16 protein-coding genes are annotated in these 15,236 nt (G+C 69.3%); 11 read left to right on the top strand and 5 right to left on the bottom strand.

Annotated features, from left to right (window positions below; translation table 11 throughout):
• Positions 1-254 precede the first annotated feature (254 nt).
• The 5 genes from ybiB to JJB11_RS18905 all read left to right on the top strand — a co-directional run bounded on the left by ybiB (position 255) and on the right by JJB11_RS18905 (position 4,107).
• Positions 255-1,160: a DNA-binding protein YbiB gene (gene ybiB, locus JJB11_RS18925; protein ID WP_201175005.1), complete on the top strand. Its 906-nt coding sequence runs from the start codon at positions 255-257 to the stop codon at positions 1,158-1,160.
• The gene (cobA, locus tag JJB11_RS18920; RefSeq protein ID WP_201175002.1) at positions 1,157-1,924 is read left to right on the top strand and encodes a uroporphyrinogen-III C-methyltransferase; all 768 of its coding nucleotides are present in this window, start codon (positions 1,157-1,159) and stop codon (positions 1,922-1,924) included. The genes ybiB and cobA overlap by 4 nt, the downstream gene beginning before the upstream one ends.
• A 54-nt stretch (positions 1,925-1,978) precedes the next feature.
• Positions 1,979-3,259 carry a BaiN/RdsA family NAD(P)/FAD-dependent oxidoreductase gene (locus JJB11_RS18915; protein ID WP_201175000.1) on the top strand — a complete coding sequence of 427 codons (1,281 nt, stop codon included), beginning with the start codon at positions 1,979-1,981 and terminating at the stop codon, positions 3,257-3,259.
• 107 nt (positions 3,260-3,366) lie between these two features.
• Positions 3,367-3,579: a 30S ribosomal protein S21 gene (gene rpsU / locus JJB11_RS18910; RefSeq protein WP_104301834.1), complete on the top strand. Its 213-nt coding sequence runs from the start codon at positions 3,367-3,369 to the stop codon at positions 3,577-3,579.
• A gap of 78 nt (positions 3,580-3,657) precedes the next feature.
• Complete coding sequence (locus tag JJB11_RS18905) at positions 3,658-4,107, top strand: GatB/YqeY domain-containing protein (RefSeq protein ID WP_201174998.1); 450 nt, start codon at positions 3,658-3,660, stop codon at positions 4,105-4,107.
• Positions 4,108-4,275: 168 nt separating this feature from the next.
• Here JJB11_RS18905 and pmbA read toward each other — a convergent pair whose 3' ends face one another.
• Entirely contained in the window at positions 4,276-5,652 is a 1,377-nt protein-coding gene (gene pmbA, locus JJB11_RS18900; RefSeq protein ID WP_201174996.1) for a metalloprotease PmbA, read from the bottom strand.
• Positions 5,653-5,721: 69 nt separating this feature from the next.
• Here pmbA and yjgA point away from each other — a divergent pair, with 69 nt between their 5' ends.
• Positions 5,722-6,342: a ribosome biogenesis factor YjgA gene (gene yjgA / locus JJB11_RS18895; RefSeq protein WP_201174994.1), complete on the top strand. Its 621-nt coding sequence runs from the start codon at positions 5,722-5,724 to the stop codon at positions 6,340-6,342.
• Positions 6,335-6,922: a molybdopterin adenylyltransferase gene (mog, locus tag JJB11_RS18890; protein WP_201174992.1), complete on the top strand. Its 588-nt coding sequence runs from the start codon at positions 6,335-6,337 to the stop codon at positions 6,920-6,922. Before yjgA ends, mog begins: the two co-directional genes overlap by 8 nt.
• A 198-nt stretch (positions 6,923-7,120) precedes the next feature.
• Here mog and cysE read toward each other — a convergent pair whose 3' ends face one another.
• On the bottom strand, positions 7,121-7,894 hold the full coding sequence (gene cysE / locus JJB11_RS18885; RefSeq protein ID WP_201174990.1) for a serine O-acetyltransferase: 774 nt from the start codon (positions 7,892-7,894) through the stop codon (positions 7,121-7,123).
• Positions 7,895-7,925: 31 nt separating this feature from the next.
• Entirely contained in the window at positions 7,926-8,651 is a 726-nt protein-coding gene (locus JJB11_RS18880; protein ID WP_201174988.1) for an RNA methyltransferase, read from the bottom strand.
• A gap of 157 nt (positions 8,652-8,808) precedes the next feature.
• Here JJB11_RS18880 and JJB11_RS18875 point away from each other — a divergent pair, with 157 nt between their 5' ends.
• The 4 genes from JJB11_RS18875 (at position 8,809) to JJB11_RS18860 (ending at position 13,522) form a co-directional block, all read left to right on the top strand.
• A complete protein-coding gene (locus JJB11_RS18875; RefSeq protein ID WP_201175034.1) occupies positions 8,809-9,702 on the top strand; it encodes an inositol monophosphatase family protein in 894 nt (297 codons plus the stop codon).
• A complete protein-coding gene (locus tag JJB11_RS18870; protein WP_201174986.1) occupies positions 9,699-10,781 on the top strand; it encodes a mechanosensitive ion channel family protein in 1,083 nt (360 codons plus the stop codon). The genes JJB11_RS18875 and JJB11_RS18870 overlap by 4 nt, the downstream gene beginning before the upstream one ends.
• 113 nt (positions 10,782-10,894) lie before the next feature.
• Positions 10,895-11,752 (top strand): polyphosphate kinase 2, encoded by an 858-nt coding sequence (gene ppk2, locus JJB11_RS18865; protein ID WP_201174978.1) that lies wholly within the window; start codon positions 10,895-10,897, stop codon positions 11,750-11,752.
• Between the two features lie 6 nt (positions 11,753-11,758).
• The gene (locus JJB11_RS18860) at positions 11,759-13,522 is read left to right on the top strand and encodes a SulP family inorganic anion transporter (RefSeq protein WP_201174970.1); all 1,764 of its coding nucleotides are present in this window, start codon (positions 11,759-11,761) and stop codon (positions 13,520-13,522) included.
• Here the strand turns inward: JJB11_RS18860 and JJB11_RS18855 are convergent.
• Together JJB11_RS18855 and JJB11_RS18850 are read right to left on the bottom strand one after the other, a co-directional pair.
• Complete coding sequence (locus tag JJB11_RS18855) at positions 13,435-13,917, bottom strand: hypothetical protein (RefSeq protein ID WP_201174965.1); 483 nt, start codon at positions 13,915-13,917, stop codon at positions 13,435-13,437. The genes JJB11_RS18860 and JJB11_RS18855 overlap by 88 nt on opposite strands.
• A gap of 175 nt (positions 13,918-14,092) precedes the next feature.
• Entirely contained in the window at positions 14,093-15,223 is a 1,131-nt protein-coding gene (locus JJB11_RS18850; protein ID WP_201174964.1) for an HPP family protein, read from the bottom strand.
• Positions 15,224-15,236: the final 13 nt, after the last annotated feature.

Here is a 15,236-nt window from a genome sequence, read left to right as displayed (position 1 = left end):
AGGTTCCAAGCCCAAAGGCTGGCGACGGCGTGCACCCGCTCCGCCCGGGTTGCCCCGAACTCTTAGAGTCTAGGAAAGAAACATACAAGGCTGGTGGTGAGCCGCAGGCGAACCCCAGCTCGCATCCGCAGCGATCTCGTAGGCTGGTGGTGAGCATCGCGAACCCCAGCTTTCCTCCGACCCGCCCCATCGCATGGCGAGCCCGCGAATCAGCTTATAGCCAAAGGTCATCAACGCTCTGGGACAATCGGCGCGTGGGCATCAGTCAGTACCTGAAGGAGATCGGCCGCGGCAAGCAGGGCGCGCGTTCGCTCGCGCGCGATCAGGCGGCCGAACTGTTCGGCCAGATCCTCGACGGCCAGGTCAGCGATCTCGAGATCGGCGCGTTCTGCATCGCCATGCGCGTGAAGGGCGAAACCCCCGAGGAAATGTGCGGCTTCCTCGACGCCATAGCCGCGCGGGTGCAGAAGGTGGGCTCCGCGAGCGGCAAGCCCGTCGTGGTGCTCCCGAGCTACAACGGCGCGCGCCGCCTGCCGGTCCTCACGCCCTTGCTGGCGGGACTGGTGGCGCGCCGCGGCCTGCCCGTGTTGATCCACGGCACCGCCACGGAAGCGAGCCGCGTGTTCGTGCACGAGGTCCTGCATGCGCTTGACGTGCAAGCGTCCGAGTCGGCGCCCACCCTGCAGGACGGCCAGGTCGCCTTCGTGCCCACGGAGGTGCTGAGCCCCGGCCTCAAGCGCCTGCTGGATGCGCGCAAGCTCATCGGCTTGCGCAACAGCGCGCACAGCCTGGTCAAGCTCATGAATCCCTGCAGCGGTCCGGCGGTGGTCGTCAGCAGCTACACGCACCCGGAGTACGCCGTGTCCATGGGCGCCGTGTTCGAGCGCATGCGCTCCACCGCCCTGCTGCTGCGCGGCACCGAAGGCGAAGTGGTGGCGGATGCGCGCCGCCTGCCGCAGATGGAAGGCTTCGTGCGCGGCGAACGAGTCCTGCTGCAGGAGGGCCGCAAGGGAACGCTCACGAATCTGCCCGACCTGCCCAAGGAGGTGGACCCCGGCACCACGGCCGCGTACATTCGCGACGTCCTCGCCGGGCGCAAGCCCGTCCCCGAATCGCTCTCCCTGCAGGTGGAACACATCTTGCACTTGTCGACCGCATGAACACTGGCAAAGTCACCCTCGTCGGCGCGGGTCCCGGCGACCCCGAACTGCTGACCCTCAAGGCGCTGAAGGCGATCCAGTCCGCGACGCTGCTGCTGGTGGACGACCTCGTCAGCCGCGAGGTCGTGGCGCACGCGCCCAGCACGGCGCGCGTCGTGTACGTCGGCAAGCGCGGCGGCTGCAAGAGCACGCCGCAAGCCTTCATCGAGAAGCTGATGCTGATGGCCGCTCGCGAGGGCGAGAGCGTCGTTCGGCTGAAAGGCGGCGACCCCTTCATCTTCGGCCGCGGTGGCGAGGAGGTGGAACACCTGCGCGCCGCGGGCGTGCAGGTCGAAGTCATCAACGGCATCACGTCCGGCCTGGCCGCGGCGACGGCGCTGGGCGTTCCGCTCACGCACCGCGACCACGCGCAAGGCGTCATCTTCATCACCGGCCACGCCCAGAAAGGGGCGGAGGCACCGGACTGGAAGGCGCTCGCGGCCACGGCCCACCAGGCGCGGCTGACGCTCGTGATCTACATGGGCGTGAGCAGCGCCGCGCGCATCGAGCAGGACCTGCTGGGCGGCCTGCCTGCGGACACGCCGGTGGCCATCGTGCAGCGCGCTTCACTGCCGGACCAGCGCCACGCGGTGACCACCCTCGGAGCGCTCGCCGCGACCGTGGAAAACGAAGGGCTCGCGAGCCCGTCGGTGATCGTCGTGGGGGACGTCGTGCGCGGCGTCGCGGCGGCCGCGGAGATCCCCACCGGGGTGCGCGCCGCCTGAGTGCCGCACCCAGCGGCCGCCCGTGCGGGGCGCGGGCTTCGATAATGCGCGACCATGTCCGCCGCGCCCGCTCCTGATTCCCGCTTCGACGTCGTCGTGATCGGCGCCGGCGCGGCCGGCCTCTTCTGCGCCGGCGTCGCCGGCCAGCTCGGCGCGAAGGTGCTGCTGGTGGATCACTCCGAGAAAGTGGCGGAGAAGATCCGCATCTCCGGAGGCGGCCGCTGCAACTTCACCAACCGCGAGCTCGACCCGCGCCAGCCGCACAAGCACTTCCTGGGCGAGAACCCGAACTTCTGCCGCTCGGCGCTCGCGCGCTACACGCCCTCGGACTTCATCGCGCTGGTGCGCAAGCACGACATTGCTTTCCACGAGAAGCACAAGGGCCAGCTGTTCGGCGATCGCTCGTCCGAGGACTTCATCCGCATGCTGCTGGCCGAATGCGCGGCGGGCGGCGTGACCCATTGGCAGCCGTGCACCGTCTCCGAGGTGGTGCATGGCAGCGAGGGCTATGTGCTGCAGACCGGCCGCGGCACCGTGCGCGCTCCCGCGGTGGTGATCGCGACGGGTGGCCTGAGCATCCCAAAAATAGGCGCCACCGACTTCGGCTACCGCATCGCGCGGCAGTTCGGGCTGCGCGTCGTGACGCCGCGCCCTGCGCTGGTCCCGCTCACCTTCGACGGCGAGGCGTGGGCACCCTTCGCGCAACTGGCAGGCCTGGCCCTCCCCGTGCGCATGGAGACCGGCCAGAAGAAGGAGCGCATGGCCTTCGACGAGGACCTGCTCTTCACCCACCGCGGTCTCAGCGGCCCCGCCGTGCTGCAGATCTCCAGCTACTGGCGCGAGGGCACGGCTATCCGCGTGGACCTGGCGCCCGGCACCGATCTCGCGCACGACCTGCTGCAGGCGAAGGCGCGCTCGCGCAAGCTGCTGGCCAACGAACTGGCGCAGTGGGTGCCCTCGCGCCTGGCCGACGCTTGGGTCCAGCAGGATCCGGCCTGGCAGCGGCCGGTCAACGAAGCCTCCGACAAGTCGTTACAACAGCTCGCCGCGCGCCTGTCGGCATGGGAGCTGGTGCCCACCGGCACCGAGGGTTATCGCAAGGCCGAGGTCACCGCTGGCGGCGTGGACACGCGCGAGCTCTCGTCGCAGACCATGGAATCGAAGCAGCCGGGGCTGTACTTCATCGGGGAGGTGGTGGACGTCACGGGCTGGCTGGGTGGCTACAACTTCCAGTGGGCGTGGGCCAGCGGATTCGCCTGCGCGCAGGCGCTCGCCGCGGCCCGGCCGGGCCAGCCAAAGGCGAGCGACTTGCCGGGTCTTGCCGCGCGGCTATAATCTCTGGCTTTGCTGGCAAACCCCCACCGGCCTGATCGAACATACAGGTGGGGACCCCCCGGTGGATGTCCTCGATCTTCATCCGCCACAGAATCTTTCTGGAAGTCATGACGACCATTCGTGTCAAGGAAAACGAGCCGTTTGACGTGGCCCTGCGCCGCTTCAAGCGCACCATCGAGAAGCTGGGCCTGCTGACCGAGCTGCGCGCCCGCGAGTTCTACGAGAAGCCCACCGCCGAACGCAAGCGCAAGAAGGCCGCCGCCGTGAAGCGCCACTTCAAGCGCGTGCGCTCCATGCAGCTGCCGAAAAAGCTCTACTGAGCCCCGGCTGAAGCATTCAGCAAGCCCGCCCGGGGACGCCCGCGCGGGCTTCTTTCATTTTCTTTCCGAGGACCGACCATGCCCACGCTCAAGGAACGCATCACCGAAGACATGAAGGCCGCCATGCGCGCCAAGGACACCGAGCGCCTGGGCGCGATCCGCATGCTCACGGCCGCCATCAAGCAGAAGGAAGTCGACGAGCGCGTGGAGCTCGACGACGCCGCCGTGGTGGGCATCGTCGACAAGCTGCTCAAGCAACGCAAGGACAGCATCGAGGCCTTCCAGAAGGCCAATCGTCAGGACCTGGCCGACAAGGAACAGGCCGAGGTCGCGGTGCTGCAGGCCTACCTGCCCGCGCGCCTCTCGGCCGACGAGATCGCAGCGGAGGTGAAGGCGATCGTCGCGGAGACCGGCGCCAAGGGCCCGGCCGACATGGGCAAGGTCATGGGCGCGGCCAAGCAGCGCCTGGCCGGCAAGGCCGACATGGGCCAGGTGTCGGCCGCGGTGAAGGCGGCGCTGGCGGGCTGATCGCGGTCTTGCTCCTTCCCCCTCCGGGGGAAGGCTGGGATGGGGGCGCTCCGGGCAAGCACTCGGTTCGCATTCCGGCCGCGTGCGTGCCCCCACCCCGACCCTTCCCCAGAGGGGAGGGAGAGAGAGAGTCCGGACATCCTCCCCCGGAGGGAAGGAAGCAGGCAATCAGCTGCCCGCCACCTTCATCCGGTTCACCAGGATCGAGCCGACGCTCTTCGCACCGTAGTTGTAGACGTCCGAGCCCACGGCCTCGATGTTGCGGAACATGTCCTTCAGATTGCCCGCGATGGTGATCTCCTGCACGGGGAAAGCGATCTCGCCGTTCTCCACCCAGAAGCCGCTGGCGCCGCGCGAGTAGTCGCCGGTCACGTAGTTGACGCCCTGTCCCATCAGCTCGATGACGAACAGGCCCGTGCCCAGCTTGCGCAGCATCTCGACCAGGTCGTCGCCGGGCTGCGTGAGCCGCGAGCTCAGCGTGAGGTTGTGCGAGCCGCCGGCGTTGCCGGTGGTTTTCATGTTGAGCTTGCGCGCCGAATAGCTGCTCAGGAAGTAGCCCTGCACGCGGCCGGCGTCCACCACCTTGCGCTCGCGCGTGTGCACGCCTTCCTCGTCGAAGGGCGCGCTGCCCTTGCCGCGGCGCACGAACGGGTCTTCCACCACGTCCAGGTGGTCGGCGAAGACCTGCTTGCCCAGGGAATCGAGCAGGAAGGTGCTCTTGCGGTACAGCGAGCCGCCGCTGGTGGCCTGCACGTAGGCGCCCAGCAGGCCCGCGGCCAGGGGCGACTCGAACAGCACCGGACATTCGCGCGTGGCGATCTTGCGCGACTTCAGGCGTGCCAGGGCGCGTTCGGCGGCGTAGCGGCCCACGGCTTCCGGTGCGGCGAGCTCCGTCGCGGAGCGCATCGAGCTGTACCACGCGTCGCGCTGCATCTGGTCGCCCCGCCCGGCGATCGGCGCCACCGAGATGGAATGGCGCGAGCTCGCATAGCCGCCGCGGAAGCCGTGCGTATGGGCGCTGAAGAAATGGCTGTGCTGCGCCGACACACCGGCGCCTTCGCTGTTGGTGATGCGGCGATCGGTGTCGAAGGCCGCCTTTTCGCAGCGCAGCGCCAGCTCGGCGGCCTGCTCGCTGGTGAGGGCCCACGGATGAAAAAGGTCCAGGTCGGGCTGTTCCTCGGGCTTGGCGATGTCCTCGGGGTCGGGCAGGCCGGCGACCGGATCCTCGGCCGTGAACCGCGCGATGTCGTAGGCGGCCTGCACGGTGCGCTCGATGGCGGCGCGGGAGAAATCCGACGTGCTCGCATTGCCGCGGCGGTTGCCCACGTAGACCGTCACGCCCAGCGACTTGTCGCGGTTGCGCTCGACGTTCTCGAGGTCCCCCTTGCGCACGGACACGCTGAGGCCGCAGCCCTCCGAGGCTTCCGCGCCTGCATCGGTGGCCCCGACCTGGCGGGCGTGCGAGAGTGCGAGGTCGACGAGTTCCTCGAAATCGGCGCGGGTGTAGCTGAAACCGGATCCGTCTTGCGCGGGTGTTCTGTTCATGGCGGGCTATGATACTTGTGCATCCCGGCGCACCACGGTCGCGCTGGTCCCGCCCTCCCCCTCCCCCGCATGTCCCGCAAACCCAAAAAAGGCTACTTCGTCAAAGGCCACTTCGTTGCCGAGGGCAGCGAACTCGACCTCGAACTGCGCGCCGAACAGACCGGCGGACTGCCCAGCCGCACCGAACTGAAGAAGGAAAGCACCGAACTGCAGAAGGTGGGCGAAGCCCTGCTCACGCTGCGGACCGACCTGTTCGAACGGCTGGACCTGCCCGAAGGCCTGGTGAACGCACTAGCCGAATTGAAGCGCATCACGAATTTCGAAGGTCGCCGCCGGCAGCTGCAATACGTCGGCAAGCTGATGCGCCAGCTCGAACCCGGAACGCAGCAGGCCGTGCGCGACGCGCTGGAGGAACAGCGCAGCGGCTCGGCGCAGCAGACGCTGGCGCTGCACATGGCCGAGAAGTGGCGCGACGACCTGATCGCCAGCGACGACGCGCTGCAGGCCTGGCTGCAGGCGCATCCCGACACGGACGTGCAGCAGTTGCGCGCGCTGATCCGCCAGGCGCGCAAGGACGGCGCCCCCACGCAGGACGAAGTTTCGCGCGGCCTGGCGCCGCGCCGCGGGCGTGCGTTCCGGGAGATCTTCCAGCTCGTGCGCGAACAACTGGACGAGGAAGAACATGGCTGACCACGACCCCGTCACCATCGGCATCGTTTCCATCAGCGATCGCGCCGCGGGCGGCGTCTACGAGGACAAGGGACTGCCGGCGCTGAGGGAGTGGCTCTCGAAGGCGCTGCGCAACCCCGTCACGTTCCAGGAGCGGCTGATCCCGGACGAGAAGGACCGCATCAGCGCCACGCTGGTCGAACTGGTGGACGCCGGCTGCGCGCTCGTGCTCACCACCGGCGGCACCGGTCCGGCGCCGCGCGACGTCACGCCCGAAGCGACGCTGGCGATCGCCGACAAGGAAATGCCCGGCTTCGGCGAGCAGATGCGGCAGATCAGCCTGCGCTTCGTGCCGACGGCCATCCTCTCGCGGCAGGTGGCGGTGATCCGCGGCAAGAGCCTGGTGATCAACCTGCCCGGGCAGCCGAAGTCGATCCAGGAAACGCTGGAGGGACTGAAGGAAGACGGCAAGCAGGTGGTCGCAGGCATCTTCGCCGCGGTGCCGTACTGCATCGACCTGATCGGCGGTCCCTACCTCGAGACCGACGACGCAGTGTGCAAGGCGTTCCGGCCGAAGTCGGCGATCCGCACGCCAAAGTAGGAGCGGGAGCGGGGGCGGGGGCGGGCAGCCGGACGCAGAGGTCGCAAAAGAGCGAAAGGACGCAGAAGGACTCCCATTGAAAGGAAGGAAGGACGCAGAAGGTCTTCCACCTTCAATGGCTGTTCTTTTGCGTCCTCTGCGTAACCTCTGCGTCCTCTGCGTCCGGTTGTCCGCCTTCCGGGCCGCCGAGCACCGCGGCTACTTCCCCACCAGCTGCGTGAACTTCTCTTTCTCGAAGTTCTCCTGCGTCTGCGCATCGAGCGGCACGCAGGGCTCGCCCTTGCGCTGCTCGGAGAGCTTCTCGATCGCCTGCCAGAGCAGCGCGATCTGGTGCTCCTGCGAGGACGCGTTGTCGATCAGGCCCTTCATGGCCTGCGACAGCGGGTCGTCGTTCTGCGTGATGCCGTAGGCGGAGAAGCCCATCTTCGCGGCGACGGCCTCGCGGCGCGCCGAGTCCTCGGCCTGGATGATGCGCGCGGGAATGCCCACGGCCGTCGCACCCGCCGGCACGGGCTTCGTGACCACCGCGTTGGAGCCCACGGCTGCATCGTCGCCCACCGTGAAGCCGCCCAGGATCTTGGCGCCGGCGCCGACCACGACGTTGCGACCAAGCGTCGGGTGCCGCTTCGCGCCCTTGGCGAGCGAGGTGCCGCCCAGCGTCACGCCCTGGTAGATCGTGCAGCCGTCGCCCACTTCCGCCGTCTCGCCGATCACGACGCCCATGCCGTGGTCGATGAACACGCCGTCGCCGATGCGCGCGCCCGGATGGATCTCGATGCCCGTCAGCCAGCGCGAAAACAGCGACACGAAGCGCGCAAGCCAGCGCAGGTTGCGATGCCACAACCAGTGCGAGCCACGGTGCAGCACCAGTGCGTGGAAGCCCGGATAGCACGTGACCACCTCCCACTTGCTGCGGGCGGCAGGGTCGCGGTCGAGGATGCACTGGATATCGGAGCGCAGGCGGCTGAACATGAAGGTGTTCTTTGCTTGAGTCGTTGCGAGTCTAAGGCTTTGGCTTTTTCGCCGCTTCGGCCATGGCCTTGGCAACACCGCGCAGGATGTGGATTTCCTCAGGGGTGGGCTGCGCGCGGTTGAACAGCTGGTTCAGCCGGGGCATCAGCTTCTTGGGCGCGGCGGGGTCGAGGAAGCCGATGTCCACCAGCGCCTGTTCCCAGTGGCGCAGCATGCCAGCCACCGCCGCGGCATCGGCGCGCTCGGGCGCGGGCACGGGCGGCAGGTCGAAGCCGCCCAGCGCCTGGCGCCATTCGTAGGCGATCACCTGGATCGCCGCAGCGAGATTGAGCGAGCCGTAATCGGGCGACACCGGGATGCGCAGCGCGGCGTGGCAGCGATAGACGTCTTCGTTGCGCATGCCGTAGCGCTCGGAGCCGAACAGGAAGGCGACGCCCTGGCCGGTCGGTGCGACGCTCGCCAGGTGCTCGCGCGGCGCGTACGTGGGCGGACCGAAGTCGCGCGGTGTCATCACCGTCCCCATCACGTAGCTCACGCCCGAGAGCGCCGCATCCAGCGTGTCGACGGCGCGCGCCTGGCGCAGGACGTCGGTGGCGCCGCTGGCCCGCTCCAGCGTCTCGTCGCGTTCCAGCACGTCGTCCCAGCGCGGTTGCACCAGCACCAGGTCGTCGAAGCCCATGACCTTCATGGCGCGCGCGGCGGCGCCCACGTTGCCGGCGTGGCTGGGTTGGATCAGGACGAAACGGGTGCGGCTCATGCCCCCGATTGTCAGGTACGCAATCCGACGTAAGCCGCCGGCCGGTCAACCCGCCGGGCACAGGGATGACACGTGCCCGGTAAAATCGGGGCTAACGTGGCATTCCGCATCGCCGGCATGCGTCCCGTCCCTTTCGCGGACGAAGCTCTTGAACAACATGTCGTCCAACCAGCACCCCATGCTCAACATGGCCGTCAAGGCCGCCCGCGCCGCCGGCGCGATCATCAATCGCGCGGCGCTCGACGTCGAAGCCGTGCGGATCTCGCAGAAGCAGACCAACGACTTCGTCACCGAGATCGACCACGCCGCCGAGCACGCGATCATCGAAACGCTGCTGCAGGCCTATCCCGACCACGGCATCTGGGCCGAGGAGTCCGGCCGCGAGCATGGCAAGGCCAGCTCCGACCACGTGTGGCTGATCGACCCGCTGGATGGCACGACCAACTTCATCCACGGCTTCCCCGTCTACTGCGTCAGCATCGCCTTGCTGGTGAAGGGACGCGTGGAGCAGGCCGTGGTGTACGACCCCACCCGCAACGACCTCTTCACCGCCACGCGCGGCCGCGGTGCCTACCTGAACGACCGCCGCATCCGCGTGAGCAAGCGCACCCAGCTGAAGGAGTCGCTCATCTCCACCGGCTTCCCGTTCCGCCCGGGCGACAACTTCAACGTGTACCTGCGCATGATGGCCGACGTCATGAAGCGCACGGCCGGCCTGCGCCGCCCCGGCGCCGCCGCACTGGACCTCGCCTATGTCGCAGCCGGATTCACCGAGGGCTTCTTCGAGACCGGACTGTCCCCCTGGGACGTGGCCGCGGGCTCGCTGCTGATCACCGAGGCGGGTGGCCTGATCGGCAACTTCACCGGGGAGGCGGACTTCCTCGAGCAGCGCGAGTGCGTCGCCGGCAACCCGAAGATCTACGGCCAGCTGGTGAAGATCCTCGGCCGCTACAGCAAGTTCGCGAGCGCCGGCGAGAAGGCCGAACTGCGCCAGAACACCCCGTCGCTCGTCGAGCCGACCATGGAGCCTGGGACCCACGTCGACGAATGACGCAGGAGCTGCTGCAACACCCGTGGGGCTGGACGGCCCTGGTCGCCCTCGCGGCGGTGATCGCCGCGATGATCGGACGGCGCGTACTGCGCGCCACCCTGCACCGGCTGGCGCGCGGCAACACCATCGTCGAATGCATCTTGCGCGCCACCGAGCGCGCCGGGGCGGCCGCGTTCCCCATGCTCGCGCTGCTGCTGGTCTGGCAGGACGCACCGGCCGGCCTGCCCTACATCGCCACCGTCCGGCACCTGACGGTGCTGGTGCTGATCGCGTCCCTCACCTGGCTCACGGTCGCCGCCATCACCGGTTTCGCGCAGGGCGTGATCGACCGCCACCCGGTGACCATCGACGACAACCTGCAGGCACGGCGCATCCAGACGCAAACCAATGTCCTGAGCCGCAGCGCGCAGGTGATCGTGTTCATCGCGGGCACCGCGATGGCGCTCATGACCTTCCCCGCGGCGCGCCAGGTGGGCGCGAGCCTGCTGGCGTCCGCCGGCGTGCTGGGCGTGGTCGGCGGCCTGGCCGCGCGCCCGGTGTTCGCGAACCTGATCGCCGGCCTGCAGATCGCGCTGGCGCAGCCGATCCGGCTGGACGACGTGCTGATCGTCAAGGGCGAATGGGGCCGCGTCGAGGAGATCACCGGCACGTACGTGGTGCTGAAGCTCTGGGACGAACGCCGGCTGATCATCCCGCTGCAGTGGTTCATCGAGAACCCGTTCGAGAACTGGACGCGCACCGGCTCCAACCTGTTGGGCACCGTGTTCCTGTACCTGGACTACGCCACGCCGATCGAGCCCCTGCGCGCGGAGGCCGAGCGCCTGGTGAAGACCTTCCCCGAATGGGATGGCCGCGTGTTCGCGGTGCAGGTCACCGACGCGAAGGAGCGCACGATCGAAGTGCGCGTGCTGGTGTCCGCCGGCAACTCGGGCAAGGCCTTCGACCTGCGCTGCAAGATGCGCGAGGCGCTGCTCGCCTTCCTGGTGCGTGAATATCCCGGGTCGCTGCCCGTGGTGCGCACCGCCCCGGCCGACGCGGACGCAACGGCCGCGGCCGCCGAGGCGCAGGCCGGCGCCTGAAGCCGCTGCTGCGCGGGACGGCTCGCGCGGGGCGGTCCTGCGTTGCCCGAAGGTCCCATTGGCAAGGCTGACCTGCCGCCGGAGAGTCATCGCACCTTCCAGGAGACCGCGCGATGGCCAAGGACAAGCAGGACAAGCACGACAAACAGGACAAGCAGGAGACGGACGCTGGTGAGCCGGCGGCCGCGCAGCCGCCTGCGAAGCTCAAGACCTCGGCCTACGAGCAGGAGCTGCGGCGGCTGCACATCGAGCTGGTGAAGCTGCAGCAGTGGGTGCAGGCCACCGGCGCCAAGATCTGCATCGTGTTCGAGGGCCGCGACGGTGCCGGCAAGGGCGGCACCATCAAGGCGATCACCGAACGCGTGAGCCCCCGCGTGTTCCGCGTCGTCGCCCTGCCCGCGCCGACCGAGCGCGAGAAGAGCCAGATGTACCTGCAGCGCTACGTGCCGCACCTGCCGGCCGCGGGCGAAATCGTCATCTTCGACCGCAGCTGGTACAACCGCGCCGGCGTCGAGCGGGTGATGGGCTTCTGCAGCGAGGACGAGGCGCGCACCTTCCTGCACGGCGTGCCGCTGGTCGAGGAGGCGATCGTGCGCTCCGGCGTGAAGCTGATCAAGTACTGGCTGGAAGTCAGCGAGGAGGAGCAGACCCGTCGCCTGCAGGACCGCATCAACGACGGGCGCAAGGTCTGGAAGCTCTCGCCGATGGACCTGAAGTCGTACAGCCGCTGGTTCGACTACTCGCGCGCCCGCGACGACATGTTCAAGGCCACCGACACCGAGTTCGCGCCCTGGTTCGTGGCGCATACCGACGACAAGCGCCGCGGGCGCCTGAACATCATCAGCGACCTGCTCTCGCGCATTCCCTACAAGCAGGTGAAGCGCGACAAGGTCGAACTGCCCAAGCGCCAGAAGGCCGGCGGCTACCGCGAGCCCGACTACCCCTACCGCCACATCGCGGAAAGGTTCTGAGCGGCCATGGACACGTCCCTGCCGGAGCTGGCCACCGTCGGCCGCCGGCGCGCGCCCTGGCTGGAATGGGTGCGCAGCTACCAGCGTGAGTGGCTCGCGCCGGACGTGGTGGCCGGTGCGACCGCCGCGGCGGTCGTCATCCCCAAGGCGCTCGCCTACGCCACCATTGCGGGCCTGCCGGTGCAGGTGGGCCTGTACACGGCGCTGGTGCCGATGGCCGTCTACGCGCTGCTCGGCACGTCGCGGCCGCTGAGCGTCAGCACCACGACCACGCTCGCCATCCTCACGGGGACGGCGCTCGCCGGCCTGGGCCCCGGCGCCAGCGACGGCGCGCTGCTGACCGCCTGCGCCACGCTGACACTGCTGGTGGGAGCGATGCTGCTGCTGGCCGGCGTGCTGCGCCTGGGCTTCGTCGCGAACTTCATTTCGGAGCCGGTGCTGGTCGGCTTCAAGGCCGGCATCGGCACCGTCATCGTCGTGGACCAGGTGCCCAAGCTGCTGGGCATCCACTTCGACAAGGGCAACTTCCTGCAGAACGTCGCCGGGATCGTGCAGAACCTGCCGCATACGTCATGGCCGACCCTCGCGGTGGCGTTGGCGATGATCGCGATCCTGTTCGGGCTCGAACGCTTCGTGCCCAAGGCCCCGGCTCCGCTGATCGCCGTCGCCGCCAGCATCGTCGCCATGCGGGTCCTCGACCTGCAAAGCCTGGGCGTGGGTGCGGTCGGCAAGGTGCCGACCGGACTGCCCACGCCCACGCTGCCGGACTGGCATCTCGTGACGCAGCTGTGGCCGGCGGCGGCGGGCATCGCGCTCATGAGCTTCACCGAGACCATCGCGGTGGCACGCGCCTTCGCGCAAAGCGGCGAACCCGCCCCGGATTCCAACCGCGAACTGGTCGCCACCGGCGCCGCGAACGCGGCCGGCGCCCTGCTGGGCGCGATGCCCGCGGGCGGCGGCATGTCGCAGACCGCCGTGAACCGGCACGCAGGCGCCCGCAGCCAGCTCGCCGGGCTGGTGACTGCCGCCTTCGCGCTCGCCAGCCTGCTGCTGCTCGGGCCCTTCATCGGCGCCATGCCGCAGGCCACGCTGGCCGCCGTCGTCATCGTCTACTCCATCGGGCTGGTCCAGCCTGCGGAGTTCCGCGCGATCCGCCGCGTGCGCACCAAGGAATTCCGCTGGGCCCTGGTCGCGATGGCGGGCGTCATCCTGCTCGGCACGCTCCAGGGCATCCTCGTGGCCATCGTGGTGTCGCTGGCGGCCCTGGCGTTCCAGGCCTCCGATCCGGCCTTGCAGGTGCTCGTGCGCAAGCGCGGCACCAACGTGTTCCGCCCGCGCTCGCCCGAGAACCCGGACGACGAGAGCTATCCCGGCCTGCTGCTGCTGCGGCCGGAGGGCCGGATCTTCTTCGCGAACGCCAGCCGGCTCGGGCAGAAGATCACGGAGCAGATCGCGCTCGCCCGGCCCAAGGTGGTCGCCCTGCACATGCGCGGCGTCTTCGACATGGAATACACGGCGCTGAAGATGTGGACCGAGGCGGAGCAGCGCCTGCGCGAAGCGGGCATCACCGTGTGGCTGGTGGGCATGAACCCGGGCGTGCTGGAGATGGTGCGCCAATCGCCGCTCGGCGAGGCGCTCGGCGAGCAGCGGATGTTCCACAACCTGGAACAGGCCGTGGCGCACTACCTCGCGATGGAACCGCGCACGGCGGGCGGCCGCTCGGTCGGGTCGGCCATCGGGTCCGGCGCTTCCCCCGTCGTGTCGAAATAGAACATCTGCTCACGCAGGCCTTGCGCAGGCACGTCGACGCGCACCGCCTGCACCTGGCGGTGCCGCGACGCCTGCAGCGTGTACGCCCCGGGGCGCAGCTTCACCAGCAGCCACGGCCCCGACAGATCCTGGTCGAACACCGGCCGGCCCTGCTCGTCGGCTATGCGCAGGTGCACGTCCGCCAGGAAGGCGCCGGTGCCGCGCGCCGCCGTCTGCACGCTGAGGCTGTAGCCGCTGCGCGCCAGCCGCAGCGCTGCGACTCCGTCCTCGCCGACGCCGCCCACCAGCCAGGGCTCGCCGCGGCTGGTCTGGCCGCGGGCTATCCCCGTCTGCGCGTGGGCCGCCATCACCAAGGTCACCAGGAGGGCGAGGGCCGCAGCGCGTGTCTTCTTCATGGTGCCAACGATAGTCGCCGCTGCACGCGCGTCAACCCCGGCGCGCAAACAGGCTGCCGGCCGATGGCATTGCTGGGGTTCACTTCGTTCACCGCCAGCCTACGCATTCACCGGGAGCGGGGCGTTCGTAGGCTGGCGGTGAGCGCCAGCGAACCCCAGCGCCCTGCACGAAGCCCTAGGTGCCCGCGCGGTACAGCGCCCGCACCACGTCCGTCTGCGTGATCATGCCGGCCAGCTTCTGCTGGCCGTCGATCACGGGGATGTGGTGGTGCCCGTCGTCGGAGAACACGGGCACCAGGTCCGACAGCAGCCGGTCCTCGCTCGCCACGCGCACCTGGCGCGTCATGATCTGCCCGACCACCTCGGGCTGCTCCGAATGCGTGAGGCCGCTGGCGCGCAGCACCTGGCGCAGCCGCTCGCCCAGGCCTTCGTGGCGATCCAGGTCGGCGATGCGCATGAAGTCCGCATTGGTGACGATGCCGACGACGTGCATGGCGCGATCCACGACCGGCAAGGCCTTGATGCGCCGGTCGCGCATCAGGTCCCAGGCTTCCTTCAGCGGCGTCCCGAATTGCACCGTCAGGGGCGCGCGGCTCATCACCTCGCCACAGCGCAGGACACCGAGCTTGCGCTGGTACGCCGCCATCTCGGCGTGCTCCAGCAGCGCGTGCAGGTCGGCGCGGCTGATGTCCACCACCTGGTTGTAGTGGGCGAGCGCGGCGTCGAGGTCGGCGGCGCTGAAACCGCGCCCGTGCACCGGCTGCAGGCCGGCTCCGGGCGCCAGCAGTTGCGCGCGCGGATAGCTGCGGCCGGTGAGGCTGTTGTACAGGACCCCCATGCACACCAGCAGCAGCGAGTTGAGCAGCACGGGGAACACGGCGAAATGGAATTGCGTCGTGTGGGTGAGCACCATCAGCAAGGCCGCAGCGCCGCCCGGCGGATGCAGGCTGCGCGTCTGCACCATGAGCAACACCGCGAGAGCCACCGCCGCCGCGGCCGCGAGCGCCGGATCGCTGATCAGGCCCGCGCAGGCGATGCCCGCCAGGGCCGACAGCGTATTGCCGCCAATCACGGCCCAGGGCTGCGCGAGCGGGCTGGCCGGCAGCGCGAACACCAGGACGGCCGAAGCGCCCAGCGGCGCCACCAGCCACGACCCCACGGGACCGCTGCCGGCCAGCAGCCGGCTGAACACCGCGGCAAAGAGGATACCGGCGCCTGCGCCGGCGACCGTGCGCCAGGTCTCGTGGCCGTCGATGCCGACCGGGCCGGGCAGCCAGCGGGCCAGCCAAACGCGCAGGCGGCGCAAGGAAGAAGGGGGA

The sequence above is a fragment of the Ramlibacter ginsenosidimutans genome, from assembly GCF_016654015.1.
GTDB classification, from domain to species: domain Bacteria; phylum Pseudomonadota; class Gammaproteobacteria; order Burkholderiales; family Burkholderiaceae_C; genus Ramlibacter; species Ramlibacter ginsenosidimutans.
This window is presented reverse-complemented; position numbering and strand designations above follow the sequence as displayed.